This window comes from Mycolicibacterium chengduense (assembly GCF_033741155.1).
Classification (GTDB): Bacteria; Actinomycetota; Actinomycetes; order Mycobacteriales; family Mycobacteriaceae; genus Mycobacterium.
Genome location: NZ_JAWQNH010000003.1, coordinates 449,406 through 475,742 on the forward strand (window position 1 = coordinate 449,406; position 26,337 = coordinate 475,742).

Annotated in this window: 24 protein-coding genes; 15 read left to right on the forward strand and 9 right to left on the reverse strand. The window is 64.5% G+C overall.

The window, feature by feature from the left end; all coding sequences use genetic code 11:
* The first annotated feature begins 6 nt into the window (after positions 1 to 6).
* Entirely contained in the window at positions 7 to 1,032 is a 1,026-nt protein-coding gene (locus tag SBI67_RS12620; protein ID WP_318980880.1) for an aldo/keto reductase, read from the forward strand.
* A gap of 17 nt (positions 1,033 to 1,049) precedes the next feature.
* Here SBI67_RS12620 and SBI67_RS12625 read toward each other — a convergent pair whose 3' ends face one another.
* Positions 1,050 to 3,908, reverse strand: a complete 2,859-nt coding sequence (locus tag SBI67_RS12625; protein ID WP_318980881.1) for a helix-turn-helix transcriptional regulator — start codon at positions 3,906 to 3,908, stop codon at positions 1,050 to 1,052.
* A gap of 197 nt (positions 3,909 to 4,105) precedes the next feature.
* The gene (locus SBI67_RS12630; RefSeq protein ID WP_318980882.1) at positions 4,106 to 4,819 is read right to left on the reverse strand and encodes an SDR family NAD(P)-dependent oxidoreductase; all 714 of its coding nucleotides are present in this window, start codon (positions 4,817 to 4,819) and stop codon (positions 4,106 to 4,108) included.
* Positions 4,820 to 4,924: 105 nt separating this feature from the next.
* Between SBI67_RS12630 and SBI67_RS12635 the strand changes: the two genes are divergently transcribed.
* On the forward strand, positions 4,925 to 5,527 hold the full coding sequence (locus SBI67_RS12635; RefSeq protein ID WP_318980883.1) for a TetR/AcrR family transcriptional regulator: 603 nt from the start codon (positions 4,925 to 4,927) through the stop codon (positions 5,525 to 5,527).
* A 39-nt stretch (positions 5,528 to 5,566) separates the two neighbouring features.
* Here the strand turns inward: SBI67_RS12635 and SBI67_RS12640 are convergent, their stop codons facing one another.
* Positions 5,567 to 6,535 carry an aldo/keto reductase gene (locus SBI67_RS12640; RefSeq protein ID WP_318980884.1) on the reverse strand — a complete coding sequence of 323 codons (969 nt, stop codon included), beginning with the start codon at positions 6,533 to 6,535 and terminating at the stop codon, positions 5,567 to 5,569.
* 93 nt (positions 6,536 to 6,628) lie between these two features.
* Entirely contained in the window at positions 6,629 to 7,738 is a 1,110-nt protein-coding gene (locus tag SBI67_RS12645; RefSeq protein ID WP_318980885.1) for an aldo/keto reductase, read from the reverse strand.
* Between the two features lie 84 nt (positions 7,739 to 7,822).
* Here SBI67_RS12645 and SBI67_RS12650 point away from each other — a divergent pair, with 84 nt between their 5' ends.
* Both SBI67_RS12650 and thiD read left to right on the forward strand, forming a co-directional pair.
* A complete protein-coding gene (locus tag SBI67_RS12650) occupies positions 7,823 to 8,638 on the forward strand; it encodes a helix-turn-helix transcriptional regulator (RefSeq protein ID WP_318980886.1) in 816 nt (271 codons plus the stop codon).
* A gap of 47 nt (positions 8,639 to 8,685) precedes the next feature.
* A complete protein-coding gene (gene thiD, locus SBI67_RS12655) occupies positions 8,686 to 9,525 on the forward strand; it encodes a bifunctional hydroxymethylpyrimidine kinase/phosphomethylpyrimidine kinase (protein WP_318980887.1) in 840 nt (279 codons plus the stop codon).
* Between the two features lie 117 nt (positions 9,526 to 9,642).
* Here thiD and SBI67_RS12660 read toward each other — a convergent pair whose 3' ends face one another.
* Complete coding sequence (locus SBI67_RS12660) at positions 9,643 to 9,987, reverse strand: hypothetical protein (RefSeq protein ID WP_318980888.1); 345 nt, start codon at positions 9,985 to 9,987, stop codon at positions 9,643 to 9,645.
* 123 nt (positions 9,988 to 10,110) lie between these two features.
* On the opposite strand from SBI67_RS12660, the gene SBI67_RS12665 reads away from it, so the two are divergent.
* A complete protein-coding gene (locus SBI67_RS12665) occupies positions 10,111 to 11,796 on the forward strand; it encodes a GMC family oxidoreductase (RefSeq protein WP_318980889.1) in 1,686 nt (561 codons plus the stop codon).
* A gap of 93 nt (positions 11,797 to 11,889) precedes the next feature.
* Entirely contained in the window at positions 11,890 to 12,699 is an 810-nt protein-coding gene (locus tag SBI67_RS12670) for an LLM class F420-dependent oxidoreductase (protein WP_318980890.1), read from the forward strand.
* A gap of 23 nt (positions 12,700 to 12,722) precedes the next feature.
* On the opposite strand, the gene SBI67_RS12675 is transcribed toward SBI67_RS12670, so the two are convergent.
* Entirely contained in the window at positions 12,723 to 13,094 is a 372-nt protein-coding gene (locus tag SBI67_RS12675; RefSeq protein ID WP_318980891.1) for a darcynin family protein, read from the reverse strand.
* 512 nt (positions 13,095 to 13,606) lie between these two features.
* On the opposite strand from SBI67_RS12675, the gene SBI67_RS12680 reads away from it, so the two are divergent.
* Positions 13,607 to 15,013: an MFS transporter gene (locus SBI67_RS12680; RefSeq protein ID WP_318980892.1), complete on the forward strand. Its 1,407-nt coding sequence runs from the start codon at positions 13,607 to 13,609 to the stop codon at positions 15,011 to 15,013.
* 10 nt (positions 15,014 to 15,023) lie between these two features.
* Here the strand turns inward: SBI67_RS12680 and SBI67_RS12685 are convergent, their stop codons facing one another.
* A complete protein-coding gene (locus SBI67_RS12685) occupies positions 15,024 to 15,785 on the reverse strand; it encodes an SDR family NAD(P)-dependent oxidoreductase (RefSeq protein ID WP_318981323.1) in 762 nt (253 codons plus the stop codon).
* Between the two features lie 47 nt (positions 15,786 to 15,832).
* Positions 15,833 to 16,477 carry a TetR/AcrR family transcriptional regulator gene (locus SBI67_RS12690; protein WP_318980893.1) on the reverse strand — a complete coding sequence of 215 codons (645 nt, stop codon included), beginning with the start codon at positions 16,475 to 16,477 and terminating at the stop codon, positions 15,833 to 15,835.
* A gap of 203 nt (positions 16,478 to 16,680) precedes the next feature.
* On the opposite strand from SBI67_RS12690, the gene SBI67_RS12695 reads away from it, so the two are divergent.
* From SBI67_RS12695 to SBI67_RS12730, 8 genes are all read left to right on the forward strand, one after another.
* Positions 16,681 to 17,877 carry an LLM class flavin-dependent oxidoreductase gene (locus SBI67_RS12695; protein ID WP_318980894.1) on the forward strand — a complete coding sequence of 399 codons (1,197 nt, stop codon included), beginning with the start codon at positions 16,681 to 16,683 and terminating at the stop codon, positions 17,875 to 17,877.
* Positions 17,877 to 18,734 carry an enoyl-CoA hydratase-related protein gene (locus tag SBI67_RS12700; RefSeq protein ID WP_318980895.1) on the forward strand — a complete coding sequence of 286 codons (858 nt, stop codon included), beginning with the start codon at positions 17,877 to 17,879 and terminating at the stop codon, positions 18,732 to 18,734. The genes SBI67_RS12695 and SBI67_RS12700 overlap by 1 nt, the downstream gene beginning before the upstream one ends.
* Positions 18,731 to 19,537: an enoyl-CoA hydratase/isomerase family protein gene (locus SBI67_RS12705; protein ID WP_318980896.1), complete on the forward strand. Its 807-nt coding sequence runs from the start codon at positions 18,731 to 18,733 to the stop codon at positions 19,535 to 19,537. The genes SBI67_RS12700 and SBI67_RS12705 overlap by 4 nt, the downstream gene beginning before the upstream one ends.
* 31 nt (positions 19,538 to 19,568) lie before the next feature.
* Positions 19,569 to 21,479 carry an AMP-dependent synthetase/ligase gene (locus SBI67_RS12710; RefSeq protein WP_318980897.1) on the forward strand — a complete coding sequence of 637 codons (1,911 nt, stop codon included), beginning with the start codon at positions 19,569 to 19,571 and terminating at the stop codon, positions 21,477 to 21,479.
* Entirely contained in the window at positions 21,472 to 22,320 is an 849-nt protein-coding gene (locus SBI67_RS12715; RefSeq protein ID WP_318980898.1) for a creatininase family protein, read from the forward strand. The genes SBI67_RS12710 and SBI67_RS12715 overlap by 8 nt, the downstream gene beginning before the upstream one ends.
* Positions 22,317 to 22,841, forward strand: coding sequence for a flavin reductase family protein (locus tag SBI67_RS12720; RefSeq protein ID WP_318980899.1), 525 nt, complete (start codon positions 22,317 to 22,319; stop codon positions 22,839 to 22,841). The genes SBI67_RS12715 and SBI67_RS12720 overlap by 4 nt, the downstream gene beginning before the upstream one ends.
* The gene (locus SBI67_RS12725; protein ID WP_318980900.1) at positions 22,825 to 24,246 is read left to right on the forward strand and encodes an MmgE/PrpD family protein; all 1,422 of its coding nucleotides are present in this window, start codon (positions 22,825 to 22,827) and stop codon (positions 24,244 to 24,246) included. The genes SBI67_RS12720 and SBI67_RS12725 overlap by 17 nt, the downstream gene beginning before the upstream one ends.
* Before the next feature lie 329 nt (positions 24,247 to 24,575).
* On the forward strand, positions 24,576 to 25,178 hold the full coding sequence (locus SBI67_RS12730) for a TetR/AcrR family transcriptional regulator (RefSeq protein WP_318980901.1): 603 nt from the start codon (positions 24,576 to 24,578) through the stop codon (positions 25,176 to 25,178).
* Here the strand turns inward: SBI67_RS12730 and SBI67_RS12735 are convergent.
* Positions 25,175 to 26,329, reverse strand: a complete 1,155-nt coding sequence (locus SBI67_RS12735) for an acyl-CoA dehydrogenase (RefSeq protein ID WP_318980902.1) — start codon at positions 26,327 to 26,329, stop codon at positions 25,175 to 25,177. The genes SBI67_RS12730 and SBI67_RS12735 overlap by 4 nt on opposite strands.
* Positions 26,330 to 26,337 lie beyond the last annotated feature (8 nt).

The following is a 26,337-nucleotide window of genomic DNA, read 5'->3' on the forward strand; positions in this document are numbered from 1 at the left end:
ACCATCATGCATTACTGTCCCGATCCACATCGATACGACCAGACCCGGTTCCGCCGGTGCGGGAACAGCGGGCTGCGCCTCCCCCTGATCTCGTTGGGTCTGTGGCAGAACTTTGGCGGAGTCGACGCATTCGAGGACGGGCGCGCCGTACTCCGACACGCATTCGATCGTGGGGTGACCCATTTCGACTGTGCCAACATGTACGGACCGCCGAACGGCAGCGCAGAGGTCAACCTCGGCACGATCATCCGGGCGGACTTCCGGGCGCACCGCGACGAGTTGATCATCTCCTCGAAGGCCGGATACGAGATGTGGCCTGGACCGTACGGGGTCGGCGCCTCCCGCAAGCACCTCATGGCCTCGATCGATCAATCCCTGCGCCGCCTCGGACTCGACTACGTCGACATCTTCTACGCACACCGCCCCTGGCCTGACGACCCGATGGAGGAGACGATGGCCGCAATGGCCGACATCGCCCGCCAAGGCAAGGCGCTCTACGTCGGCGTCTCGTCATTCAGCCCGGAACGTACGCGTCGCGCCGCCGAATTGCTCGAAGCCGAGGGGGTGCGCCTGCTCATTCATCAGCCCTCGTACTCAATGTTCAACCGGCACATCGAAAATGGCTTGCTCGATACCCTCGGTGACCTGGGGGTGGGTTGTATCGGATTCTCCGCACTTGCCCAGGGATTGCTCACCGACAGATACGCCGACGGGGCACCATCGACGACTCGCACTTCCGAACGGAGCACCTTCAGCTCAGATGTTCTGTCCGAGGCCAATATTCGGCGGGTACGAGCGTTGGCGAAGATTGCGAAACGCCGCAACCAATCACTGGCACAGATGGCCATCGCCTGGGTGCTACGTGACCCGGGCGTCACCTCTGCGCTGATCGGCGCGCGCACAGTCGAACAACTCGACGACTCGCTGGAGTCCCTCGATCACTTGGAGTTCACGTCCGATGAACTGACCGATATCGATCAGTATGCGCAGGAAGGCGGAATTGACCTATGGCGCGAGACCTCGAATCTTTAGCTCGCCTGCAACCTGCGTCACCGGATCCGCGCGGTATCCGCGCCATCTCGACCCGTGGCCGCCGTCTCCCGGAAGATCCTGCCCAGTTGTTCGCGCGAGCGCACGCTCAACTTGGCGAAGACATTACGCAGATGGGTGTTCACGGTATGCGGTGACAGCGACAGATACTCGGCAACCTCGCGGTTGGTGGCGCCGTCCGCGACGAGCTCCACGACACGCCACTCCATCCTGGTCAGGCTTGCCCATCCCGCGCTCTGCCGCACGCGGACGATCCGACGATGCACACCTAGATCCGCCAGGACGCGCCCGACACGGCGAGCATCCGCCGTGCTCTGCCCGCGGCTGAACGTGTCGAAGGCCTCGGACAGATGAACCAGGGCCCGTTCGGTGTCACCGTTGGCGGCGAGCACCACGCCGAGATCTTCGGACGCGGCCGCGAACAGCAGCGGCCGCTGACATCGCGAGTAGGCGGCCACTGCGGCACCGAGGCCGGCCGTGTCGCCGCCGAGCAACCCTCGGGCGTGCAGTCCTACCGCGGCGAACAGCGGTGTCCCCGCACGGTCGCGTTCCAACGCGTCGATCGCCGACGTCACGAGTTCGTGCAGTGGTCTCTCGTCCGCGCCTGCGACGATCCGGGCTGCGAGAACGATACGGTCGAGATCCATTGCAAGCAGCGGTGTCCCGAGAAGTCCGCCGCCTTGTTCGAGCGCATCTGCCGCACGTGCCGCGTCACCGTGGTACCACGCGATCAACGCCTTCGCCCCGCAGGCCGCCCGGCGACGTGCCGGGCCGCGGTCCATCAGGTAGTCAGCGGCGATACCTGTCATCCTGGCCAGGTTTCGATCGTCGGTGCGGGCCGCCAACTCGGCCAACAGGACCACCTGTATGAGGCCCGACACCCCGTTGTTCATGAATCGGGCACCGCCTGGCAGCGACTCCACGATGGTGCGGGCTTCGTTGAGCTTTCCTTCGGCTGCCGCGTGGACCGCGGCCAGATGCATGAAGTTCTGCGCAATCACACCGTCATAACCCCGTCGAGCCGCGTCAATTCCGCGGAAGATCGCCGTCGTCGCCTCGTCGAACCGACCGAGCGTCAGAGCGACGTTCGCGTGATGGAAGTTCGCCAGGTGGGTGAGAGCAGCGCCGATATCGTCGGCTCGAATCCGACGCCGCACCTCAGCCAGGGCTGCCAGGCTTCGCGTTCCGCAACCTTCGGCACACTCGACGTTGGCCAGCGCCAGACCGGCCAGTACCTGCACACTGGTGTCTGCCGACGGCGCGTCCTTGGCGTCGGCGGCCGCGATCCTCGCGCGGTCGGTCTGACCGTCCATCATCACGTTGTAGGCCAGCCAACAGAGATGGTGCGCGCGCGTCTCCGGCGTGACTCCTGTCAGAGCCAGGGACCGCACATTCTCTTCGGCACGCTCTCCCGCCACGCGATCCGAGAGCTTCGACATGCTCAGGCGAATCCGAGCCTCACCCTCCTCGGGTAGCTCTGCCGCCAAGGACTCTTGGAAGAGCTCCCACGCCTCGGCGTAACGCTGCGCACGGTTCAACAACCAGATCGATTGTGCGACAACATCAGTCCGTTGCGGCTCGCCGGGCCGCAACAGTTTCATCGCCTGGCAACTCATGTCCGCCGCCCGTGACGGATCAGTCCGGGACAAGGACTCCACCGCCGTCAGCAGCGTGGCGACCGCTTTGTCGTCACCTATGTCGGCACTACGCGCGAGCTGCGGCGCGACCTCTTCGGCCGTGGCACCGGCGTCCAGCAGGACGTCGACCGACTCACGTTCGAGCACACGGCGTACCGCGACGGGAACCGCGTCACGAGCGGCATGACGCACCAGGTCATGCTTGAAGCGCAAGCGATCCCCCACCTCGTCGAGAAGATCCGCCTGCACCGCCTCGCCGACGAAATCGATGAGACTGGAGGGATGCCGCTTGACCATCCGGGCCAACAGGCTCGCCGAGAAGTGATCCGGCAGTATCGACGCCACGTGAACAAGCTGGCGCGTGGCCGGTGAGAGCCGATCAAGTCGCTGTTCCATGGTGTCGGAGAGCCGCCGGGGCACGCGTTTTCCCTCCGTTGATGCCACGCCGTGGTCCACGCGAATGCGACCCTCTTCCTCGAGGCCCTGCGTCAACTCCGACAACAGAAAGGGATTGCCCCGCGCCATAGCGGTCAGCGCCAACAGATTTTCGTCGAGATCGGCATTCAGGATGTCCCGCACGATGCCCGCGGCAGCGTCGGCACCAAGAGCGTCCAGTCGAAGCCGCCGCGCAGCCGCCCCCCATCCCGTCAGCATCGCCTCGGTGGCGTCTCGGACCATCGGAGCCCTCTCTCCTGACCTGGCGGTCAGGACCCACGCGATGGGCGCGAACGCCAGGTCGGCCATGAGGGCGCGGAAGGCCATCAAGGTGGCAGCATCAGCCCACTGAACGTCGTCGACGAGCACCAACAGCGGTGTTTCCGCCGCCGCAGCTGCGACGGCCGACTGCATATCGTTGACGAGCCAGTAGTGGCGGTCGGGATCGGCGCTGAGCCTTCGCATTGCCTCGACGTCGCCGATCGGCGGTTCGGCTCCGAGAAAGGTGGCAAACAGCAGCGCGAACGGCGCTGCCTGCTGATCTTCGAACGCCTTGCCGAGAAGGGGTCGAACCTCGGCGGAGGACGCCTTCACCGCTATCTCCGAGAGGATGCGAGACTTACCGATCCCCGGTGGCCCCTCCAGCATCAGGAAGGAACCGCCCCCGTTCTTCACCTGCGTGATAACTTCGTCGACCACCGCAAGTTCGTCGGACCGGCCACGCAGGGGCAACGCGACATGGTCGAGGGCACGCCGCGCGGTGTGGTGGCGTTTGACGGCTGCCATGCGGTCACCTCTGCGTTCGCCCTCAGCCGCCCCCAACGATCCTGCCGGTGAGATGCGCCTGGACGTTTTCTGCCGATTGCCTGGGCGTGGGCTCGCCCTTCAAGCACCTTAGGTCAGGCTATGGAGCCAGTGCATGCCGAACGGACACGACGGGCGGATTCCGTGAGGTGGTCGCCGCAACGGGGAGGGACGCGCGTTCAGAGCGAGAAGGCCTGCGGCGGCCCCGCCAGTGTGGCTTTGGCTTGAAGTCCGATCGCATCGGCGATCTCGATCTCGCCGGCTTCCAGCCCGTCGAGGGCCAGCTCGACCAGTGCGGCCGGTTCGGTGACCGCGCCGTCGGGGAACTCGATTCCGGCCGCTTGGGCGAAGTCGTACAGGGTCTGGGTGCCGATGAGTCCGGGCATGAGACCGACGACTTGTGTTCCCTGGCCGGCCAATTCGATGCGCACGCCGTTGGTGAGCCCCCACTCGGCCGACTTGGCCGCCGCGTAGGCGGTATTGCCGTCGACCGCGAGCCAGGCGACCGCCGACAGCACATTGAGGATCGCACCGCCGCCGTTGCGTGCCAGAACCGGCGCGAAGGCCCGGATGACGTTGAGGGTGCCGAAGTAATTCGACTCCATCACCCGCCTGATCGCCTCCATGTCACCGGTCACCAGGTTGCCCCCTGCGGTGTCGGCCGCATTGTTGATCAGAATGTCGACGTCTCCGGCGATCTGGGCGGCAGCCCGTACCGAGTCCGGGTCAAGGATGTCCAGGCGCAGCACCTCGGCCCCCGGGATGTCGACGAGCTCGGGCCGCCGTGCGGTGGCATACACCTTGGCCCCACGACGCAGGAGTCCGGTGGCGAATGACGTGCCGATCCCGCGATTGGAGCCGGTGACCAACGCTGTGGCGCCTGCCAGTTTCATCTGTCCTCCGCAGTATTTTCGAGGCCTACCCAAAGATGACCGATCGGTCATGTTGATCAGGTTAGACAGAAGATGACCAAGCGGTCAACTTGGTACCATGCCGGGGTGACGCCCTCCGCTCGTGCTCTACGCGCCGATGCTGCGCGCAACCGCGAATCACTCCTGGCCGCCGCCGAGGAAGTGTTCGCCGAGCGTGGCGTCGAGGCGTCGATTGCCGACATCGCCCGCCGCGCCGGGGTCGCCAAGGGCACGGTGTTTCGGCACTTCGCCTCCAAGGATGATCTGATCGCCTCCCTGGTCTGCGAGCATCTGGTCACGCTCACCGACGCGGTGCACAGGTTGGCAGATGCCCCCGACCCCGGTGCGGCCCTGCTGGAATTTCTCACCATCGCCGCCGACCAACGACGCCAGCATGATTTGACCTATCTGCAGACGTACAGCGCCGGCGACGCCAGGGTGATAGCGATCCGCGATGAGGTGCATGCGGGGGTGGAGACGCTCGTGGCCAACGCCCGCGCCGCCGGGGCAATCCGGTCCGACGTCACCGGAACCGACGTCTTCCTGCTGATGTGCGCACCCGTGCACGTGATGGACGGCCTGCCCGATCCGCCGCCCGACCTGTGGCGGCGCTACCTGGCAATCATCTTCGACGGACTACGTCCGCAAGGGGCGAGCGACCTACCGCTGCCGGCGCCCGAATTGTCTTGATCCCGAAGAGCTTCCCACTGCCGGAGCGCCCAAGTTGTCTCAGCGCACACCATGGTCGGCGTAACGGCCGCCCACCACCCTGTCGCTGAGGGGTTGCAGCTGAGTCAAAGCGTCCTCGTCCAGCTCGACATCCACTGCGGCGGCATTCTCGTCCACCCGATTGGCGTGCCGGGTGCCAGGGATGGGCACCACCGAAACGCCCAGCCGCTGCGCCTGCGCATATACCCAGGCCAGGGCGACCTCGGCCGGCAGCATGCCGAGCCGCTCGGCAACCGTGCGGACGGTGTCGGCGATGACCTGATTCTGCTGGCGCGCGTCACCGGTGAAGCGCGGGTTACGCGCACGAAAGTCGTTCGGATCCAACTGTGTCGTCTGCACAGCCCCGGTGAGGAAGCCCCGGCCCAGCGGCGCATAGGGCACCAGCCCGATGCCCAGCTCGGCCATCACCGGGGTCACCTGCTCGACATCGCGTGTCCACAAGGAATACTCGCTCTGCACGGCGGCGATCGGGTGCACCGCGTGGGCCCGGCGCAACAACTCGGCACTGACCTCGCTCAGACCCAAGTAGCGGACCTTGCCGGCCTGCACCAGTTCGGCCATCGCACCGACGGTCTCCTCGATCTCGGTGTTCTGCGGGGGCCGGTGCAGGTAGTAGAGGTCGATGTGGTCGACGCCCAGCCGTAACAGCGAGGCGTCGCAGGACCGCTTCACGTACGGCGGATCACCGCGATAGACCCTGTTCTCGTCACCGCCGCTGCGGTCGATGCCGAACTTCGTGGCAATCTGGACATCGTCGCGGCGGCCGACGATACCGCGGCCCACCAACACTTCGTTGTGGCCCGAACCGTACTGGTCGGCGGTGTCGAGCAAGGTGATCCCGATGTCGATGGCATGGCCGATGGTGGCGATGCTGGTGTCCCAGTCGGCGGCACCGTAATACTCACTCATTCCCATGCAGCCCAGTCCCTGAGCTGACACGTCGAGACCACCGAGAGTGCTGCGCTGCATGGTCGTTCCTTTCCCGAGCTGATCACTGTGTTGTCGAAGATAATCGGCGTATGTGCGGACACATTGGGTGCAGCGCACCCGTTCCCGGAGTGACTAGAGCGGGGTACGCGCAGCGGGGCGGCTGAAGTCGATCGTGGTCTCACCGAAGATCAATTTCCGCGTCATGGGTCTGGCCAGGAACTTGCCGGGGAAGATCGCGCCGGGGTCACTGACCTTGTCGAGACGAGCCAACTGATCATCTCCGAGCGTGACGTCGAGCGCATCGAGATTCTGCACGGCTTGGGACACCGTGCGCGCTCCGATGATCGGTGACGTGACGGCCGACTGCTGCAACACCCACGCCAATGCGACCTGCGCCGGCGTCGCGTCGATCTCGGCAGCGATCGATCCGACGACATCGGCGATCTCCAGCGCGCGTCGAGTCATATTGCCGCTGGAGGCGATGACGCCGGGCCGGGTTCCCGCTGCCGAGTCGGTGGCTTGGTGCTCGAGGTGCTCCGCGGTGTACTTGCCGGTCAACACGCCCCCGCCGAGCGGTGACCACGGCATCACGCCCAGGCCCAGTTCGGCTGCCATCGGGATCAATTCATGCTCGACGGTGCGTTGTACGAGGCTGTATTCGATCTGCAGCGCGATCAGCGGCGACCACCCGCGCAAATCGGCAAGGGTCTGCATTTGAGCTATGCGCCACGCCGGCGCGTCGGAGATGCCGACGTACACCACCTTGCCGGTGCGGACCAAGTCGTCGAGACCGCGCATGATCTCCTCAGGCGAGGTGGTGAAGTCCCAGGCGTGCACGTACAACAGATCGATGCGATCGGTGTCCAACTGGCGCAGACTCGTCTCGACGGATCGGATCATGTTCAGCCGGTGGTTTCCCCCGGAGTTGGCGTCATCGGGGCGGCGCGACATGGTGTACTTCGTCGACAGGACGAGCTGATCGCGCCGAGGGGCGATGAGTTCACCGACCAGGCGCTCGGATTCACCATCGGTGTAGTTGACCGCGGTGTCGATCAGATTGCCGCCGCGCTCGACGTAGGCGTCGAATATTTGTGTGGCGGTGTCGCGATCGGCACCCCACCCCCATCGCGTACCGAAGGTCATCGTCCCCAGCGATAGCGGGTGTACGCGAAGCCCCGACCGTCCGACAAGCCGGTAACTGACCATTGAGTGTGATCCTTCCTCGCACTTCGTCGTTCGCATACCGACGCTAGTCAGGCACGGCGAGAACAGGGTGGCTGCAATGCACCCACCTTTCGCTGACGACGCGGCGCTTAGACTGTCGACATGGGCGGCGACGGTCTCGGCGAGTACTTGCGAGCGCGCCGCGCCGAGGTGTCCCCCGCCGATGTCGGACTTCCGAGCGCAGGCGTGCGCCGGGTCAGTGGACTGCGCCGAGAAGAAGTGGCGCTACTGGCCGGGATGAGCGTCGACTACTACATGCGGCTCGAGCAGGGCCGGGAACGTCACCCCTCACCCCAGGTCGTCGACGCGTTGTCCGTTGTCCTGCAGCTCGCCGACGACGCTCGCGAACATCTGTTTCGACTGGCGGGTCTGAGCCCTCAGGAGCGTGGCAACGTCAGCGCTCGCGTCGACCCAGCGCTACTCGACCTGCTCGACATGTGGCCGCTCAATCCCGCCTTCGTCTACAACCGAGCCTTTGACGTCCTCGCCAGCAACCGGATCGCCGATGCCATGTTCCTGCAGTGGACGCACTCCAAGAACCTGATGCACGTGATCTTCACCGAACCCGACGCGCACACCTTCTACTGCAACTGGTCGGTTGTCGCCGAGGACGCGGTGGCCGGTTTCCGTCATGGTTTCGGCCTGGCACCCAACGACGTCCGGCTTCGCACGGTACGCGACGAGTTGCTGGCGGCCAGCCCGGCCTTCGCTCAGTTGTGGAATCGCCACGATGCTCGACGGAAAGCACTACAGCAAAAGACATTTCGTCACCCCGAGGTCGGAGTGATGACCCTGACCATGCAGACCTTCGACGTGCGCTCAAGCCCGGGTCAGGAATTGGTGGTCTACCACGCCGATGCCGGTTCCCCGAGCGCCGAGGCGCTGTCGTTGCTGTGCTCGTGGGCCGCCACGGAATGACGCAACAACCTCACTCGGGTATCGAACAACCCTCGATACACTGAGCCATGGCCGACGCCCACGCCCTTCCGCTGCCGCCACCGGGACACACACCGCACCGGGTCATGACGATCGCCGGGTCCGATTCCGGCGGCAGCGCAGGTCTGCAGGCCGACCTGCGCGCCTTCGCGATGCTGGGCGTGCATGGTTGCGCGGCGGTGACAGCCGTCACGGTGCAGAACACGTTGGGTGTCAAGAAGTTCCACGAGATTCCCGTCGATATCGTCGCCGGGCAGATCAGCGCGGTGGCCTCCGATATCGGTATCGAGGCAGCCAAGACGGGCATGCTGCCGTCCAGCGAGATCATCGGGACCATCGTCACGACCTGGAGATCCGAAGGGCTCGACACAGCGGTGCCGTTGGTCGTCGATCCGGTCTGCGCGTCCAACGTCGGTGAGCCACTCCTGCACCCCAGTGCGCTCGACGCCATCCGCGACGACCTGATCTCCTTGGCCACGCTGGTGACACCCAACCTGGACGAAGTACGCCTGCTTGTCGGCATCGACGTCGTCGACGACGAAAGCCAACGCGCCGCGGCCCGGGCGCTACACGCGTTGGGACCGCGGTGGGTGCTCGTCAAGGGTGGCCACCTGCGAGCGTCACGCACCAGTCGCGATCTGCTCTTCGACGGATCCGAGTTCCATGAGTTCACCGCCACCCGCGTCGACACCCCGCACGATCACGGCGCCGGCGACAACCTTGCCGCAGCGATCACCGCCGCACTGGCACACGGCTATTCCGTTCCGGAAGCGGTCCGCTTCGGGAAGCTCTGGGTCACCGACTGCATCCGTGCCGCCTATCCGCTGGGCCGCGGGCACGGCCCGGTCAACGGGATGGCCAGGTTGTGACACGCCGAGGCAGCCGGCAACCAGCTTGAAACCCCGAATCCTCTGTAGTTCAGGGCAATTGAGGGACAGCGCCCGAGAAGGCGGCTCGGATACCACTGCCCGCCAGCCGAGGACGGGTCACAGCTCGTCGCTACCGTCGTGCCCTGCGATCCCGTCGTCGTGGTGCCTGCGGGTGTCGCGAAGCGACAGTGCGAACAGCATCGACAACAGGCCGAAGATGGTCAGTGCCGAGACAAGATCGAACCATTGGAATGGGTAGATCTCCCCGTCGATCGATAAGACGAGCAGTGTCTCGACGGCGGCGAAGGTCAGGAAGAACGCGCCGAGTTTCAAGCGCGATATACGTCGGTGTACCTGCGTTCGCCTCATCTCGACGGTGAGTGTCAGCAGGAGCAAAGGCAGGACCTGAGCCAGCGTTGCTGCGGTGGCGCCGTCGATGAGAATGAGCTGGGAGCGTCCCATAGTGTCGTGATCCGATCTGGAAGTACTCTGGTGAGCCGATTGTGCCGCTCAAGGCTGGTTGATGGCTGTAAGGCCACCGGCACGCAGATGCGGCAGCCAAGGTCAGGAGAACGGTTCGCAGAGATGAGCCCTGTCCCCGAATTCGATTTCGTCATCATCGGTGCAGGCAGTGCGGGCTGCCTGCTCGCCAATCGGCTCAGCGCCAACCCTGCTCACCGCGTCCTGCTGGTCGAGGCCGGCGGCAAGGACGACTGGTTCTGGATCAAGGTGCCCGTCGGCTATCTCTACACCATCGCCAACCCCCGCACCGACTGGTGCTTTACGACCGAGCCTGACCCCGGTCTGGCCGGCCGCAGCATCATCTACGCGCGAGGCAAGGTGATCGGCGGCTGCTCCTCGATCAACGCGATGATCCACATGCGCGGGCAGGCCTCCGACTACGACCTGTGGGCGAAGGCCACCGGCGACGACCGCTGGCGGTGGGGCGGATCGGACGCGCCCGGCGAGACACTGGCCATCTACAAGGAGCTGGAGGACTACTTCGGCGGTGCCGACCCGTGGCACGGGATCGGTGGCGAGATCCGGGTCGAGCGGCCGCGGGTGCGCTGGAAGATCCTGGATGCCTGGCAGGCCGCCGCCGCACAGGTGGGCATTTCCCCGATCGACGAGTTCAACAGGGGCGACAACTCCGGCTCCGCGTATTTTCATGTCAACCAGCGGCGTGGCCGGCGCTGGTCGATGGCCGACGCCTTCCTCCACCCCATCGCCCACCGACCCAACCTGACCGTCTACACCCGAGCCCAGGCGCTGCATCTGCTGCTCGACGACCAGGTCCCGGGGCATCAGCGGCACGGTGCGTGGACCACCGCGGCGCATCGGGCCACCGGTGTACGGCTGCTCAAGGACGGCCGGCTGCTCGACGTTCGCGCCCGCCACGAAGTGATCCTCAGCGCCGGGGCGATCGGGTCGCCACACCTCATGCAGGTCTCGGGGCTCGGCCCGGCCGAACTGCTCGCCCAACATCAGGTTCAGGTTGCCGTCGATCTACCCGGAGTCGGTCACAACCTCCAGGACCATCTACAGCTGCGCACGGTGTTCCGGATTCGTGGTGCCAGAACCGTCAACACGCTGTATCGAAACTGGATAACCCGTGGTGGCATGGGGCTCCAATACGCGATGCTCCGCTCCGGACCACTGACCATGCCACCCTCGACCTTGGGAGCCTTCGCCAGGAGTGATCCCACACTCGCGAGTCCCGATCTGGAGTGGCATGTGCAGCCGTTGTCCCTGCCCAAGTTCGGCGACCCGCTGCACCCTTTCGCCGCAATCACGCCTTCGGTGTGCAATCTGCGCCCCACCTCACGCGGACACGTACGGATAGCCGCTGCAGACCCGCTGATCTACCCGAAAATCTCCTGCAATTACCTGTCCACTGACACCGATCGTCGCGTCGCCGTGCAGGGTCTCCGGATGACCCGGCAGATCATGGCGGCCGCTCCCCTGGCCCGGTACTGCCCCCAAGAGCTGCTCCCCGGCCCCCGACTGGTGAGCGACGACGACCTTCAGCAGGCAGCCAGCGAACTCGGCACCACGATATTCCACCCGGTGGGAACCTGCGCCATGGGTGCTTTTGACACTCAGGGCGTTCCGAGCTCGCCTGCCACGGTGCTCGATACCGACTGCCGCGTATATCGCGTCGCCGGTCTACGTGTGGTCGACGCGTCGGCGATGCCCACCATCACGTCCGGTAATACCAACGCCCCCGTCATGCTCGTGGCGGAGCGGGCAGCGCGGGCAATCCTGGGATAAGGCCGATACCGAGCAATTCCAGCGCGGGCCGGAATAAAACTGCGCCCGGCGAACTTGCGCGAAGAGTCGCCCTCCCCCGACTCAGGAGCACCCATGACTCGTCCCGTCCGCGTCGCCGTGCAGATCCAACCCGGCGGTGCGCCCGACTACCGCACCTGGCGCGACGCCGTCCTGGCCGCCGATGACCTGGGTGTCGACGTGATCTTCGGATACGACCACTTCCACCGCCCGGCGCTGGAGGCCATCGTCGACGGTAAGCCGATCCTGTCCGACGAGCAGCCCGATGTGGCCAACTTCGAGGGCTGGACCGCACTCGCGTCGTGGGGTGAGATCACCTCACACGCCGAGATCGGGCTGCTCGTCACCGGCGTCGGCTACCGCAACCCTGATCTACTCGCCGACATGGCGCGCACCGTCGACCACATCAGCGGAGGCCGGCTCATTCTCGGCCTCGGAGCAGGGTGGTACGAAAAGGATTACACCACTTATGGTTACGACTTCGGCAGTTTTGCCTCGCGTTTCGACCTTTTCGACGACAGCTTGATCCGTATCGAGAACCGGCTCGCCGCACTGAACCCACCGCCCGTGCGCAAGCTGCCCATCCTCATCGGCGGCACCGGTCCGAAGCGCTCATTGCCGGCCGTCGCCCGGCACGCCGACATCTGGCACGCGTTCCAGGAACTCGATGCCTTCCGCAGGTCCAGTGATCGCGTCGACGAGCTGGCAACGACATTCGGCCGCGACGGCGCCGACATCGAACGTTCGACCCTGTGGGAGAACGCGGACAGCGCCGACGCTTTCCGCGAGGCCGGAGTCACCCTGTTCCAGACCGAGCTGACCGCGGACAACGGTTACGACCTCACCTCCCTCAAGCAGGTGCTCAGCTGGCGGGACAACGGCTGAGAGCGGCTACCGCGTCGTCGTGATCACCGTGCCGACCTGTCCCCGATTGCGTCTCTCCCGTAATTGTCGGCATAGGCGTTGAGCACGCCGGGCAGGATCTCGACAATACTGAAATAGCGGTCCCACAGCGGTGTTTCACGGAGTTCCTCCACCAGGAGCTCGTAGTCGTGAGTATCGGACGTCTCCCACATCCACGTATCGGTCACCCGCGCGCTGTAGAACTCGGTGTCATACCAGCGAAGCTGAACAGACGGGTGCCGGTCGAGTGCCGGCTGCAGATATGTGAGCATCTCGGCGAAACGCTGCTCCACCGGCAGCGCCAACCACTCCGGGTTGGTCTTCACCAGCATGAACACCGTCAGTGCCGACTGCGTTGTGGCTGTTTTCTCAGACATGGTCTCGCTCTCTTCATCGACTATTCCGACACCGAAGAGAAACGAAAACAGGCCAACGAATCTCTTCGCTGACCTGTGAGGTTGTCATCACCGCACGCGTTATCGCATGCCCGCTCACGCTAACCGGTGGACTCGGTGGGCGTCAACCCCGTCATCGATGCGACGTGCACGGTGTGGCGACAGGCGGATGATCGAGCCGTTCCGCGCCAGTCACAAAGTTAATGCTGATTCACGCTTTCGAAACAGGTTCGACTTCCGAGCTGGGTTAAATAGCAAGTGTTGAGCAGTCTCTGCCGTCGGCAACGGACTGTTGACAACATCACACCGCGGTCATAAGTTAATGCCAAATCACACTTGGATGAGGGCCCCGGCAAGGAGTCGCGCGCGGGGCCAGACCCCTTGTCGCACCGGGTGATTTCGGCATCGCTCGACCCGGGTTGTTCGCAGAGCACTTCGTACAGCACTGAGGAAGGAACAGCTCTATGTCCCTAAGCGATTCCGGTGTCTGCAGGGTGGCATCGACCGACCGACGCGCACGCGCAGGTGCGATTCTTGCCTCGGTGATCGCCTGCGTCGCCGCATTCAAGGGCCTGAACGAGTCGGTCACGCCCCCGGCACTACCGATCTTGCAGGAACAGTTCCACGTGCCCGGCTCGACGATCTCTTGGGTCCTCACCGGCGTACTACTCACCGGCACCATCGCGACGCCCATAGTGAGCCGGCTGGGCGAAGTGTGGGACAAACGCCGGACCCTCCTCGGCGTGCTTGCCATCGTGACGATCGGGACGTTGATGTCGGCATTATCGGTGTCCATCGAGATGCTGATCGTCGGCCAACTGTTGCAAGGTGTCGGCCTGAGCAGCGTGCCGCTGGCCATTGGCATCATCAGGGACACACAGAGCGAAGCACGCACAATATCTGCGAACGGCATACTGGTCGGGGCGATCTACGGCAGCACCGCGGCCGGAACCATGATTGCGGGCCCCATCGCCGACCACCTCTCCTACCGGTGGTTATTTTGGGTCCCGGTGATCGCACTGGTCGCCTGCATGGCAGCCGTGTGGTCCTTCGTTCCTCGGTCCTTGACCAGCACGGCAGACGGACCGAGAATCGACGTCGCCGGCAGCGCTCTGCTCGCCATCGGGCTGGGATGCATCCTGCTGGCATTCACATTTGCGCCCGGATGGGGCTGGCTGTCACCAGAATCGCTGCTGCTGTTCGCAGCTGGACTCACGGCGCTCGTACTCTTCGCGCGCATCGAACTCACCGTTGCCGACCCGCTGATCGACCTGCGGCTCATGCGCAGTTTCGCCGTCGTCGCCGCGTCAGGCCTGATGTTCCTCGCGGGATACTGCATCAACTCGACACTCATCAACGTTCCCATTCAGACGCAGCTGCCGTCCTCCACGGGCTACGGTCTGGGTGAGTCAGCGACCGTCACCTCGGTCATCCTTGTGATCACTACCCTGATCGGGCTTACGGCGCCGCTCATCTCGGTACTGGACAGGGTGATCGGTTCCCGGCTGACATCGTCGATCGGGCCGATCTCCATTCTGAGTGGCGCGGTCCTGATGCTGACTACCGGTCAACGCGGCAGCATCGTGATCGTCTTCGTGGCAACGCTGTTCTGCACCTTCGGTTTGACGGTGTCCATGACTCAATCATTGAACCTCGTGGTGTCCAGTGTGCCGGCGAACAAGGTGACCGAGTTCAACGGCCTCAACTTCGCGATCCAGGCGGTAGCAGGAACGGTCGGCGCGCAGGTGTCCGGCGCTGCCCTCACAGTGGACGCAGCCGATGCGGGGGCGCCACCACCGTGGAGCGGATTCGCCGTTTCCTGGGGAATCTCCGGCGTGATCGCCGTTGCCGCCCTGGCTCTCGTGCTCGCTGTCAGACCCGCGAAAATTGCTGCAAAGTAGGCGCTTTCGGTCAGGTTATGGTCAGGCCGCCGTCAACCGCAAGCGTCTGGCCAGTAAAATAGGCACCGGCAGCCGAGGCCAGCCAAACCGCGGTTGCGGCAAGCTCGACCGGCTCGCCGGTGCGGCCGAGGATAACCCGTGCCATCTGCGCGTCGAGATAGCCAGGCTTGTAGGCGTCGGTCATCTCCGATCGAAAGAAGCCCGGAGCCAATGAATTGACCCGGATTCCCTTGCGGGATCCCCACTGCTGAGCCAGGTCTCGGGTCAAGCCGATCACAGCCGCCTTGGAGGCGGCATAGGCCGCCTGCGGCAGGCCTGCCGTGGTGATACCGAGAACGCTGGCGATGTTGATCACCGATGAACCAGGCTGCATTATCCGACCACACGCCTGCGCCATCCAGTAAGACCCGTTCAGGTTGACGTCGACCACCCGGCGGAACTCGTCGGGAGTCTCACGGGTGGCCGGCACCGCGGTGCCCACACCGGCGTTGTTGATCAACACGTCGACTTTGCCGAACTCGGCCACAGTTGCGTCGACCAGGTTCTGGCAGGAAGCGGGGTCGGCGACGTCGGTACGCACGGGCAACACCCTGCGGCCGGCCGCGGTCACCAGTTCTGCAGTCTGCGCCAACATTTCGGTACGACGCGCACCGATTGCGACATCCGCCCCCGCTTCGGCGAACGCCTGTGCAAAGGCTACCCCGAGACCCGATGACGCACCGGTGACGATGACGACCTTGCCGTCGAGCCGAAACAAATCAAGAACACTCACGATATCTCCTACGGTGGGTAGAGGCCGGCTTTCCACTTCGTCGGACCTCAGCCAGCGGCTCCTGTGCGCCTGAGGCAGGTCAACGCTTGCAACGCCGCAGTAGACATCGTCGCGACGATCTCGTCTTGGTCCAGTCCCTTGTTGAGGGTAACCACTGAATTGAGCATCGAGAACACCGCCTGTGTCAACAAGCGGGCCTGCGGTTCGGACAGATCGGGACGGAGTTGGAGTACGACCGAAACCCATTCCTGGGCATACTGATTCATCTCGCGACGAATCCGTCGTCGATCGGATTCGGGAAGTGCGTGTTCGTTCTTCAGGAAGATGAGAGTCCTTGGCGGATCGGCGATCACGGATCTGACGTGGAATTCGACCATGGCCGCCAGTGCGAGACGGGCATCAGGTTCGGCGTCGACAGTGGCCCGAGCGAACTGGTGAAGCTGGTGTAGCCCCTCCTGGACCACCGCCATCAGCAGCGTCTGCTTGTTCTGGAAGTGCCGGTAAAGACCCGGACCGGAGATCCCTGCCGTGGTGGCCACCATGCCGACTGTCACCGAATCGTACGGGTGGTGCAGGAACAGATCGGCCGCGGCATCGAGGAGTAGTTTCCGGCGCGAGCCGCGGGTCTGCGATGCACCCTTCCGGGTGGCCGTTCCCTCTGACGCCACTCTTGCCGTCGCCGACGATGCCATAGGTGCCCACCATACTCGGCATCTGATGCCACCACTTCCGTTAACAATTTTGACGCACCGACAGCCGGCGTCATACCAGGCAGCGGTTGCGCTGAATTGCTTGCACTACAATTGATTTCACTGCCGTCCGCGGCGCCCTCTTGACAGCACAGCCCCATCCCCATACGTTAATGCTCATTCACATCGACGGAGAGGGAGAGAGCATGAGATTCATATTCATGAGTGAGGGCGAGACGGCCCCCGGCGCCTCGTATGAGCACCGCTATCGCGAGCTCATCGACGAAGTACTCCTCGCCGAAGAGGTGGGATTCGATGCGTTCGGCACCTCGGAGCAGCATCTGGCCATCGGTACCGCCACCACCTCCGCACCCGAGGTCCTCTACCCCTACCTGATGGCCCTGACCAGCAGAATCCGCTTCGTCCACCTGGTCACCCTGCTCCCCACCCGGATCAATCACGCCATCCGCGTGGCCGAACGGCTGGCCACCGAGGATGTGCTCTCTCATGGCCGCGTCGAACTCGGCGTCGGACGGGGCAACACCACGCTCTCGTTACGCGCTTTCGAGGTATCCCCCTCGGAGAACAAGTCACAGCAGCTCGAAGGGATCGAAGTCATCCGTCGCGCGCTGCACAATGACGTGTTCTCCTTCGTCGGCGAGCACTACAAGATCCCGCCCCGCGGCCTGGTGCCCCGAAGTATCCAGACGCCCTACCCGCCGATCCACATGGCGACCGGCAGCCCCGAATCCGTCAAAGCGGCCGCCGAACTCGGCATCGGTGCCATCGTGGGTGGCTTCTACCTGGGGTTCGACTTCGTCGAGAACATGATCCGCCTTTACGACGATGCACTGGCCTCGGCCACCCACACCTATCCGCTGCAGGCCGAGCGCCTGGTGGCGATCGGCGGTGGCATGCACTGCGCCGAAACCCGCGAAGAGGCCCGCACGTGGGCGCGCGGCCTCAAGGAAACGGTTGGCCTGTCCACCGACGCCTACGAGCGACTGTCGAAGCTGTCCAGCGACTACCAGTACATGGGTGCGGTGAAACATCTGGACTTCGACGACGAGCGGTACATGTTCGAAGACTCGTCCGGATTCATCGTCGGCGATCCTGACGACTGCATCGCCCAGGTGCAGCGGTTCGCCGATCTGGGCGTCGATTCACTGGTGATGCGGATCGACGGCTTGCCACACAAGGAACTCATGAAATCAGTCGAACTCTTCGGGAAGTACGTCATCCCGAAGTTCAAGAATCCGCGTGGTGTCGCACGCACTCCGGAGGCCATCCTGGCCGACATTCGCGCCGCCCGTCCCGCGCACTATGCCGAACGAGAAGCCTTTGAGGACAACATGAAGCAGAAGCAACCAGCAGTCACTGGCGTCGGCGCGGGTGAGGCGTGATGAGCACCCGCAACGGCAACGACATCTTCGCGCGCTATCCAGAGGAGTTCCTCATCGAGCGTAAGCCCAACGGCGTGCTCTTGGTCACCCTCAACAGGCCAGAGCACCTGAACGCACTGACCATGCCGATGTTCGAGATGATGGGTGATCTGCTGCTCGACATCGACCGCGACCCGCAGACCCGGGTGGCCGTCTTCACCGGTGCCGGCCGCGGCTTTTGTACGGGTATGGATGTCGCGCAACCCGATCCATCGCTGGAAGACGCGATCGCGCTCATGGAGACCGAGCGCAGGCGCATCATGATAACGCTGAACATGGACAAGCCGGTCATCTCGGCCATCAACGGACCGGCCGTCGGTTGGGGGCTGTCGCTGGGGCTGCTGGCCGACATCAGCATCGCGGCGGAGGACGCTGTACTCATGGACGGACACACCCGCGTCGGCGTGGTCGCGGGAGACCACTCATCGCTCATCTGGCCGCTGCTGGTCGGCATGGCGAAGGCCAAGTACTACCAGCTGACCTCGGCACGCATGACGGGAATCGAGGCCGAACGCATCGGACTGGTCAGTCTGGTGGAGCCCCGAGAGAAGGTGCTCGAACGGGCATTGGCGATCGCCGACGATCTCGCGCTGGGATCGCAACGCGCCATCCAGTGGACCAAGCGGTCGCTGAACACCGGCTGGCTGACCAACGCGCTTCCGCAGCAGGAGCTCTCCGCCGCGTTGGAAACCCTGAATTTCGCCGGCGCCGATTATCTCGAGGCGCGGCAGGCCTTCCGCGAGAAGCGGCCGACGCGCTTCCCCTCGGCACACGGTGTTGATGCTGCACCGTCACGGGAGACAGTAAGCAAGACATGACCGAGATCGCCATCGCCGCGCTGCCCGGATTGACCTGGGCCGACCACTCCGGGGTGCTGGTCGTCACCATGGACCGACCGCCCGCAAATGCGTTGAACCACAGCCTGGTCGCCAGTCTATGCACGTTCTTCACGGAGTTGGCTTCCCAAGCCGTACCTGCACCGGTGGTCCTCACCGGTGCAGGTACCCGCTTCTTCACCGCCGGCGGTGACATCAAGGAGCTGGAGGGCACGGGGCCGGCGGAGATCGAGGGAAGGATGCGCAACTTCCACGCCCTGCTCGTTGCGCTGGATCGGTTCCCCCGGCCACTCGTCGCGGCCATCAACGGGCATTGTGTGGGGGGCGGCATGGAGCTCGCGCTTTTCGCCGATACCGTCTTGGCGACCCCGAACGCGAAATTCGGATTCCCGGAGATCAACCACGGGCTGTTGCCCGCCGACAAGGGCATCCAGCGAGCCCAGCGCATCATCGGCGCTCGTGCCGTCCGGTCGATGGTGTTGTCCGGGGAGTTGTTCTCGGCCGAGGAGGCCGTCAGGATCGGATTGGTGGAACGTCTCGCGGAGCCCGACACCCTGCTCGCTTCGGCCATCGAGGCGGCACGTGCCGCCGGCGCCAAGGCTCCGGTCCTCTACAGCGCACTGAAGCGCAGCGTCAACGACCCCGACGACGCCAGGGACGACCGGTCGTTGGCGAACACGATCACTGCCGCGAACACCTACTTCGAGGATCCGGTCGCGGCAGGACTACGCGCCGGGTGGAATCGGGACAAGGTGTCCACGAGCCGTCGATCGACAGACCGCTAACACCAACGAGCTCCAAGGACGAAGGCAGACCATGGTCGCAGAGAGAGCTTTCCGGACAGCCACGCCGAACGACAACAGCGCCGGCACAATCCCTGTCCTGCACAGTGTGCACAACTTCGAGGCGTCGCCCCGGACATTCGGGCAGCTACTGGTCGATCGCGCTGCGCACGAACCCGATACCGTCGCGTTTGCCTCATGGCAGCACGGTGTCGCGCATCCAACGACGTGGGGCGAGTACCTCACCGAGGTCCGACAAACTGCCCTCGGTCTCTACGAACTCGGCGTCCGGGCCGGTGACCGCGTCGCGATCATCTCCGCCACCCGACGCGAATGGGTCATCGCCGCGCTGGCCATCAACAGCCTCGACGCGGTGCTCGTGGGCGTCTACCCGACCAGTTCGGTTCCCGAACTGGCACGGGTCCTCCAGATCAGCGAGGCCACGGCGATCTTCGCCGAGGCCGAGACGGATCTGCGCAAGGTTGCCGAGGTGGCCCGGGATGCACCGCATCTGCGCATCGTGGTCGGAATCGAATCGATCCCGAATGGACTTCCGGCCACCGTGCAAGCAACGGATTGGCAAGCGCTGCAGAAGCTGGGCTGGGCACGCGCGGCCGCCGAACCGGGTTTGTTCGGCGTTCTCGTCGCCGGCGGTGACATCGATCATCCCGCGGTCCTGTTCTGGACGTCGGGATCCACCGGAGACCCCAAGGGCGTGATCCACACCCACCGTTCGCTGCAGTACTCGGTGTTGGCATTCGCGATGGCCTATCCGGACATCGGCCGGGTACAGCACGACGCCGTTGCGTTCCTGGGGCTCTCACACGTGGCGCCGGCGCTGGTGAACGTCTTCGTGCCGATCATGACGAAGCTCGTCGTCACCTACTGCACCATGGAAGACCGCCTGGCGGTGCTCACCGCCGTTCGGCCCACCGCGATCGTCTGGCCGCCTCGCATGTACGAGAAACTCGCCGGTGAACTGCTGGAACATCTCCAGGAGTCGGGGCCGCTGTTCCGCGCGCGCTATGTTGCGGCCATGACGGTTGCGCGCGCCGTCTGTGCCCGGCGCTGGGCCGCAAAACCGCTGCCCCGGTGTTTGGATGCGCTTTACCGACGCTGTGTGCGAAGGGTGTTCAGGCCGCTGCGCGCGACGTACGGTATGGACCGAATTGCCGTCAGCTGGACCTCGTCGGGAGCCATGACACCCGAAGTCGCCGCGTTGTGGCAGATGTGGGGTGTCGACCTCCGCGAGATGTACGGAACCACCGAAACCTGCGGTCCGGTGCTCGTGCAGTGGGAAAAGTCCTTCTACCCGCCGGGCACCATCGGCAAATCGCTGCCCGATCCACGCTGGTCCGTCCGGATCGGCGACGACGGCGAGTTCCAGGTCAAGGGCCCCTGCCTGTTCACCGGCTACTGGCAGGACCCGGCGGCCACCGAATCGACTCTGGGGGACGGTTGGTACGGCACCGGGGATCTGGTCGAGTTCCGTCCCGACGGCGAGGTGGCGATCATCGGCCGCATCAAGGATGTGCTCAAGACCAGCGGCGGAAAATCCGTCAGCCCACAACCCATCGAGGTGCGACTGAAGGCCAGTCCCTTGGTCGATGAGGCGATCGTGGTGGGTGAAGGCCGCAAGTACCTGACGGTCCTGCTCAGCATCAGCGACGAGGCCAGGTCGATGCCGGCGCCGGAGCAGCGGTCAGCCCTGAACGCATGGCTTCAAGAGGTGAACGCAGAACTGGCCCGGCCGTTGCAGCTCAAGGACTTCCGCGTGCTGCCGCGCGCCCTGTCGGCCGAACTCGGCGAGCTCACGTTGAAATCGACCATCAGGCGCGGCGTTGTTCTCGCCTCGTTCGCCGACCTCGTCGACGAGATGTACGCCGCGCACGAACAGGATCGGATTTCGAGCCAGGCTCGCCTGACGGGGCGAAACAATGGGTGAGTCGGCGTCCGCGGGTGGCCCGGGCCGGGAAGTGCGCATCGAGCGGCTGACCAGCAGCGAGGTGGCGGCCGCGATCGAAAAGGGAGCACGCACTGCGATCCTTCCCCTGGCCGCCGTGGAGCAGCACGGTCCACACCTACCGTTGTCGATGGACGCAGATCATGCCGATGCGCTCGCGATCCGCGTGGCCCGCGAGCTCGGGGATGCACTGGTATTGCCGACGGTACGGGTCGGCTACTCGCCACATCATCTCGGCTTCCCGGGGACGCTGTCGCTGCGCGCCTCGACGTTGGAAGCCATCTGTGCCGACTACGGCGCAAACTTGGCAGACTCGGGTTTCACCACCCTGGTGCTGTTCTCCGGGCACATCGGGAACTATCCGGTGATGCGCGAATTCGAAGCCCGGCTCGCTGCCAAACTGGCTCCGCTGACGGTGATCGTCTTCACCGGTTCTCAGGCGATCCTCGACGCGTGGCGTGCCGCGGCACAGCCATCCGGGTACGGCGACAGTGTTGGTGGGCATGCCGATATCGCCGAAACCTCGATCATGCTCGCGTTACATCCCGAACGCGTACGCATCGATCGACTGGTCCCCGGATACCAGGTCAGTACCGACGATGCGTTTGTCGCCCACATGCTCGACGTAGGTCTCAAAGCTCTCTCCCCCAACGGCATCCTCGGCAATCCGATCGGAGCCGTGCCCGAGATCGGCCACGCCTGCCTGAACGCGGTCACCGGGTTGATCGCCGACTTCGTCCGCGGCCGGATAGCACGTGTCCGTCCTTCGAGCGGATCGCCTGCTGCACACCGCCTCACGTCCACTGATGAAGAGGAAACATGAACGCTTTCACCGAAATCAGGTCCGGTGACGCCGCTCACGACACGTCGCGACTTCGCAGGCTGTACGGCCGCTATCCGACCGGCGTGGCCGCCATCTGCGCCCTGCGGGATGGTGAACCGGTGGGTATCGTGGCCACCTCGTTCACCCCGGTGTCCATGGAACCCGCCTTGGTATCGATCTGCGTCCAGCACACATCGACGACCTGGCCCCAGCTCGCACGAGAAGAGCATGTCGGGATCTCGGTGCTCGCCGAGGGACACGCGCAACTGTCCCGTCAGTTGGCGGCCAAGAACACCGATCGATTCGCCGGGCTGACGTGGTTCGCCGGCGATACCTCTGCAGTCTTCCTGGCCGATGCGGCGGCCTGGCTGGACTGCCGGATCAGCACGTCGATCGTCGCGGGCGATCACGATGTGGTGCTCATGGAGGTCATCAGTGCCGCCGAGGATGAGACCGTTTCGCCGCTGATCTTCCACGACAGCCGCTTCCGAACGATGTTCACCGATGACCACCGCGGGTAAGGTCCGATTGCCCGCGGAGTACCTGCCCCGCGCGAACCGACCAGCCTGGCAGATCGCCGAAGTCGCCGCCGATCCTGCCGCGGTTTCGGCCGAGGTCAGGGCGATGGTGATCAACCGCATCATCGACAACGCGGCGGTTGCCGCCGCCGCGGCAGGCCGGCACCCTGTCGCGCTGGCACGTGCCCAGGCCCTTGCGCACCGGAGGACGCCGGGTGCCGCGATCTTCGGTATCGACGGCGCCTACTCCGCCGAATGGGCCGCCCTCGCCAATGGTGTCGCGGTCCACGCCCTCGATCTGCACGACGTGTTTCCGGCCGCCGCCGACGCGTGGCCCGGTGCCGCCATTCCGGCGCTGACCGCCGTCGCCCAGCAGGCGGGGCTACGCGGTGCCGATCTGATCAACGGCATCGCGACCACCTACGAGGTGCACCTCACGCTGGCTCAGCGGACTCATCCGCACCAGCGGGTGGCCGGTCATCCCGATCCGCTGAGCGCAGCGGTGACGGCGGGCTTGGGCACCATGCTCAGGCTGTCCCCCGCGACGATCTACACCGCCCTTACCCGCACGGTGCAGCTGACGGCCGCCGGCTGCAAAGGCTACGCCGCTTCCTACGCCGGCAAGATTGCGATCGAAGCCATCGACCGCGCCATTCGTGGCGAACGCCATCCGGACCCGCCCCGGGGATACGACGACGACGGTGCCTACGACCCGCTGCTGACCGAATACGACTGTGGGGCCGGACTACCCGAGCCGGGTGAAGCGAAGACGGCCATTCTCGACAGCTGCCCCCGTGAGCATGCCGCCGCTTACCACGGTCAGGTTTGGATCGATCTGGCCTTGAAGATGCGCGACCGGATCGGCCAATTCGCGGCTGTCGAGTCCGTCGTCCTGCATACCGGACGGGACGCCGATGTGACGGCCGCCCCTACGGATACATGCCTGGCTGATCCCTTGGCCTCCCGGGACGTACTCGCTCACTCGGTGGCCTACCTGTTCGCCGTCGCGCTGCAGGACGGTGCCGTGCATCACGACCAGTCCTATTCACCGGAGCGAGCACAGCGGCCTGACACGGTGGAGCTTCGCCGACAGATCACTCTCGTCGAGAATCCGGCCGGTGCAGGCGCACGCGCGACGATCACGATGAAGTCGGGTGCGGTGATCACCGATGAGCTCGCCGTGCCTGACGCACACCCGCAGGGCAGGCACCCTTTCCGGCGCAACGACTACGTCGCAAAGTTCGTTGAACTTGCCGAAGGGGTCATCGACAGGCGCGAGCAGCAGCGCTTCCTCGACGTGGTCACCTGTCTGGGTGACCTGAAACGGGGATCGCTGGGCATGCTGAATCCCTTGATCAGCCAACACATTCTGGATCAGGCACCCGTCACACACGGCATCTTTTCCTGAGGGCGGGTGAGCTACCGCTTCCGGTTCGGCCCGGCATAGCGCGCCTCGCGCGCAATGGCGTCGGCACCGAAAGAACAGGGCTACCGATGGCCGGAAGTCGATTCACCGAGAACCATCAGCACCACCACGAAGTGAATATCGATTAACGTAATCGCGTTGCATGGGCGGTGTCAACGGATGGCTGCTGGCCACGTGATCGCGTTCATTCCACGATCCTCCGCGCATCGATGTTAATATCCGGTAACTGAACACTTCGATGACGCCCGTTCGAGTGATGCCGACCCCGCGCACCACCGAACGGCGCGGGCGAGCGGGTTATCGTGACGAGCATGACTGAAGGCCGACCATCCGCCAGAGGTTCTCGGCGAGAGCTCCTCTTGAAGGTCGCAGCCGAACTCTTCCTGGAACATCCCTATGATTCGGTCACCGTCGGGATGGTGTGCGCGGAGGCGGGCATCTCGGCACCAGGTCTCTATCGTCACTTCCAGAACAAGCAGGCCCTGTTGATCGCCGTCGTGGAGAATCCCATCGGAACGCTGCACGAGTTCGCCCGCAAGGTTGCCGAAGAACAGGATGATCCGCACGCCGCGCTGACGGCCATGGTGGAGTTCCATATCCGCAGCGTCGTGGAAGGACCTCCGACCCCGCTGATCTTTCTCAAGAACGAATACGCTTTCCCCGAGGCGGATCGACGACGAATCCGTCGAGCGATGAATCTGTATGCCGAAGAATGGATCTCGGTCGTGTCGGTGCTGCGCCCCGATTTGTCGGACCCAGCGGTGCGGCTACTGACCCAGACCGTCTTCTCGATGCTCAACGCAGCCGCAACCCTGCACAAGGGGCTCGACCAGCAGACGATCATCGCCACCATGTCCACCGCCGCCTATCACGCGCTGACGGCATCATCTCCTCCCCCGAGTGATACCCACTAATTGAGGAGGGCGCGGCTCATCACCACCCGCTGGATCTGGTTCGTACCCTCGTAGATCTGAGTGATCTTGGCGTCGCGCATCATTCGCTCGACCGGAAAATCGACGGTGTAGCCGGCTCCGCCGAAAAGTTGGACGGCATCGGTGGTGACCTCCATCGCGATGTCAGAAGCAAAGCACTTCGATGCCGCCGAGATGAATCCGAGGCCGGGCTCACCTCGCTCGGCGCGGGCCGCGGCGTTGTACACCATCAAGCGGGCTGCCTCAACTTTCATCGCCATGTCAGCGAGCATGAACTGAACGCCTTGAAAATCACTGATGGGCCGCCCGAACTGTCTGCGGCCCTGGGTGTATTCGATCGCCGCATCCAAGGCACCCTGAGCGATACCGACCGCCTGCGCTCCGATGGTCGGACGGGTGTGGTCCAAAGTCGCCAGCGCCATCTTGAAGCCGGCCCCCGGCTCTCCGATGATCCGGTCCCCCGGAATGCGGCAGTGTTCGAAGTACAACTCGACGGTCGGTGAACCCTTGATGCCGAGCTTGCGCTCTTTCGCACCGACGGTGAAGCCCTCGTCCTCAGTATGGACCGCGAACGCAGAGATGCCATTAGCGCCCTTATCGGGGTCGGTCACGGCCATCACCGTGTACCACGTCGATTCTCCCCCGTTGGTGATCCATGCCTTGGTGCCGTCGAGGATCCAGTCGTCACCGTCGGCCCTGGCGCGGGTCCGCATCCCGGCCGCATCACTTCCGGCCTCACGTTCGGAGAGTGCGTACGAGGCCAGCCGCCCGTCGACGAGATCGGGGAGTACCCGCTTCTTCAGTTCCTCCGAACCGCGCAAGATCAACCCCATGGTGCCCAGCTTGTTGACGGCCGGGATCAGCGACGCCGCTGCGTCGACCCGGGCCACCTCTTCGATCACGATGCAGGTCGCCACGGAATCGGCACCCTGACCGCCGTACTCTTCGGGGACATGGACCGCATTGAAACGTGCGGAAGTCAGCGCCGCCAACGCCTCCCGCGGAAACCGCGAGTTCGCGTCGACATCGGCTGCGTGCGGCGCAATCTCCTTCTCGGCGAGCCCACGGATTGCCGCACGCAGTTCCTGGTGTTCCGCCGGCAGAGTGAACAGGTTGAACGATGGTCGGGTCATGGGTTCTC

Coding starts and splice junctions, on each gene's coding strand:
- SBI67_RS12620 (WP_318980880.1), top strand. CDS start 7: ATGCATTACTGTCCCGATCCACATCGATACGACCAGACCCGGTTCCGC.
- SBI67_RS12625 (WP_318980881.1), bottom strand. CDS start 3,908: ATGGCAGCCGTCAAACGCCACCACACCGCGCGGCGTGCCCTCGACCAT.
- SBI67_RS12630 (WP_318980882.1), bottom strand. CDS start 4,819: ATGAAACTGGCAGGCGCCACAGCGTTGGTCACCGGCTCCAATCGCGGG.
- SBI67_RS12640 (WP_318980884.1), bottom strand. CDS start 6,535: ATGCAGCGCAGCACTCTCGGTGGTCTCGACGTGTCAGCTCAGGGACTG.
- SBI67_RS12645 (WP_318980885.1), bottom strand. CDS start 7,738: ATGCGAACGACGAAGTGCGAGGAAGGATCACACTCAATGGTCAGTTAC.
- SBI67_RS12650 (WP_318980886.1), top strand. CDS start 7,823: ATGGGCGGCGACGGTCTCGGCGAGTACTTGCGAGCGCGCCGCGCCGAG.
- thiD (WP_318980887.1), top strand. CDS start 8,686: ATGGCCGACGCCCACGCCCTTCCGCTGCCGCCACCGGGACACACACCG.
- SBI67_RS12660 (WP_318980888.1), bottom strand. CDS start 9,987: ATGGGACGCTCCCAGCTCATTCTCATCGACGGCGCCACCGCAGCAACG.
- SBI67_RS12665 (WP_318980889.1), top strand. CDS start 10,111: ATGAGCCCTGTCCCCGAATTCGATTTCGTCATCATCGGTGCAGGCAGT.
- SBI67_RS12670 (WP_318980890.1), top strand. CDS start 11,890: ATGACTCGTCCCGTCCGCGTCGCCGTGCAGATCCAACCCGGCGGTGCG.
- SBI67_RS12675 (WP_318980891.1), bottom strand. CDS start 13,094: ATGTCTGAGAAAACAGCCACAACGCAGTCGGCACTGACGGTGTTCATG.
- SBI67_RS12690 (WP_318980893.1), bottom strand. CDS start 16,477: ATGGCATCGTCGGCGACGGCAAGAGTGGCGTCAGAGGGAACGGCCACC.
- SBI67_RS12695 (WP_318980894.1), top strand. CDS start 16,681: ATGAGATTCATATTCATGAGTGAGGGCGAGACGGCCCCCGGCGCCTCG.
- SBI67_RS12700 (WP_318980895.1), top strand. CDS start 17,877: ATGAGCACCCGCAACGGCAACGACATCTTCGCGCGCTATCCAGAGGAG.
- SBI67_RS12705 (WP_318980896.1), top strand. CDS start 18,731: ATGACCGAGATCGCCATCGCCGCGCTGCCCGGATTGACCTGGGCCGAC.
- SBI67_RS12710 (WP_318980897.1), top strand. CDS start 19,569: ATGGTCGCAGAGAGAGCTTTCCGGACAGCCACGCCGAACGACAACAGC.
- SBI67_RS12715 (WP_318980898.1), top strand. CDS start 21,472: ATGGGTGAGTCGGCGTCCGCGGGTGGCCCGGGCCGGGAAGTGCGCATC.
- SBI67_RS12720 (WP_318980899.1), top strand. CDS start 22,317: ATGAACGCTTTCACCGAAATCAGGTCCGGTGACGCCGCTCACGACACG.
- SBI67_RS12725 (WP_318980900.1), top strand. CDS start 22,825: ATGACCACCGCGGGTAAGGTCCGATTGCCCGCGGAGTACCTGCCCCGC.
- SBI67_RS12730 (WP_318980901.1), top strand. CDS start 24,576: ATGACTGAAGGCCGACCATCCGCCAGAGGTTCTCGGCGAGAGCTCCTC.
- SBI67_RS12735 (WP_318980902.1), bottom strand. CDS start 26,329: ATGACCCGACCATCGTTCAACCTGTTCACTCTGCCGGCGGAACACCAG.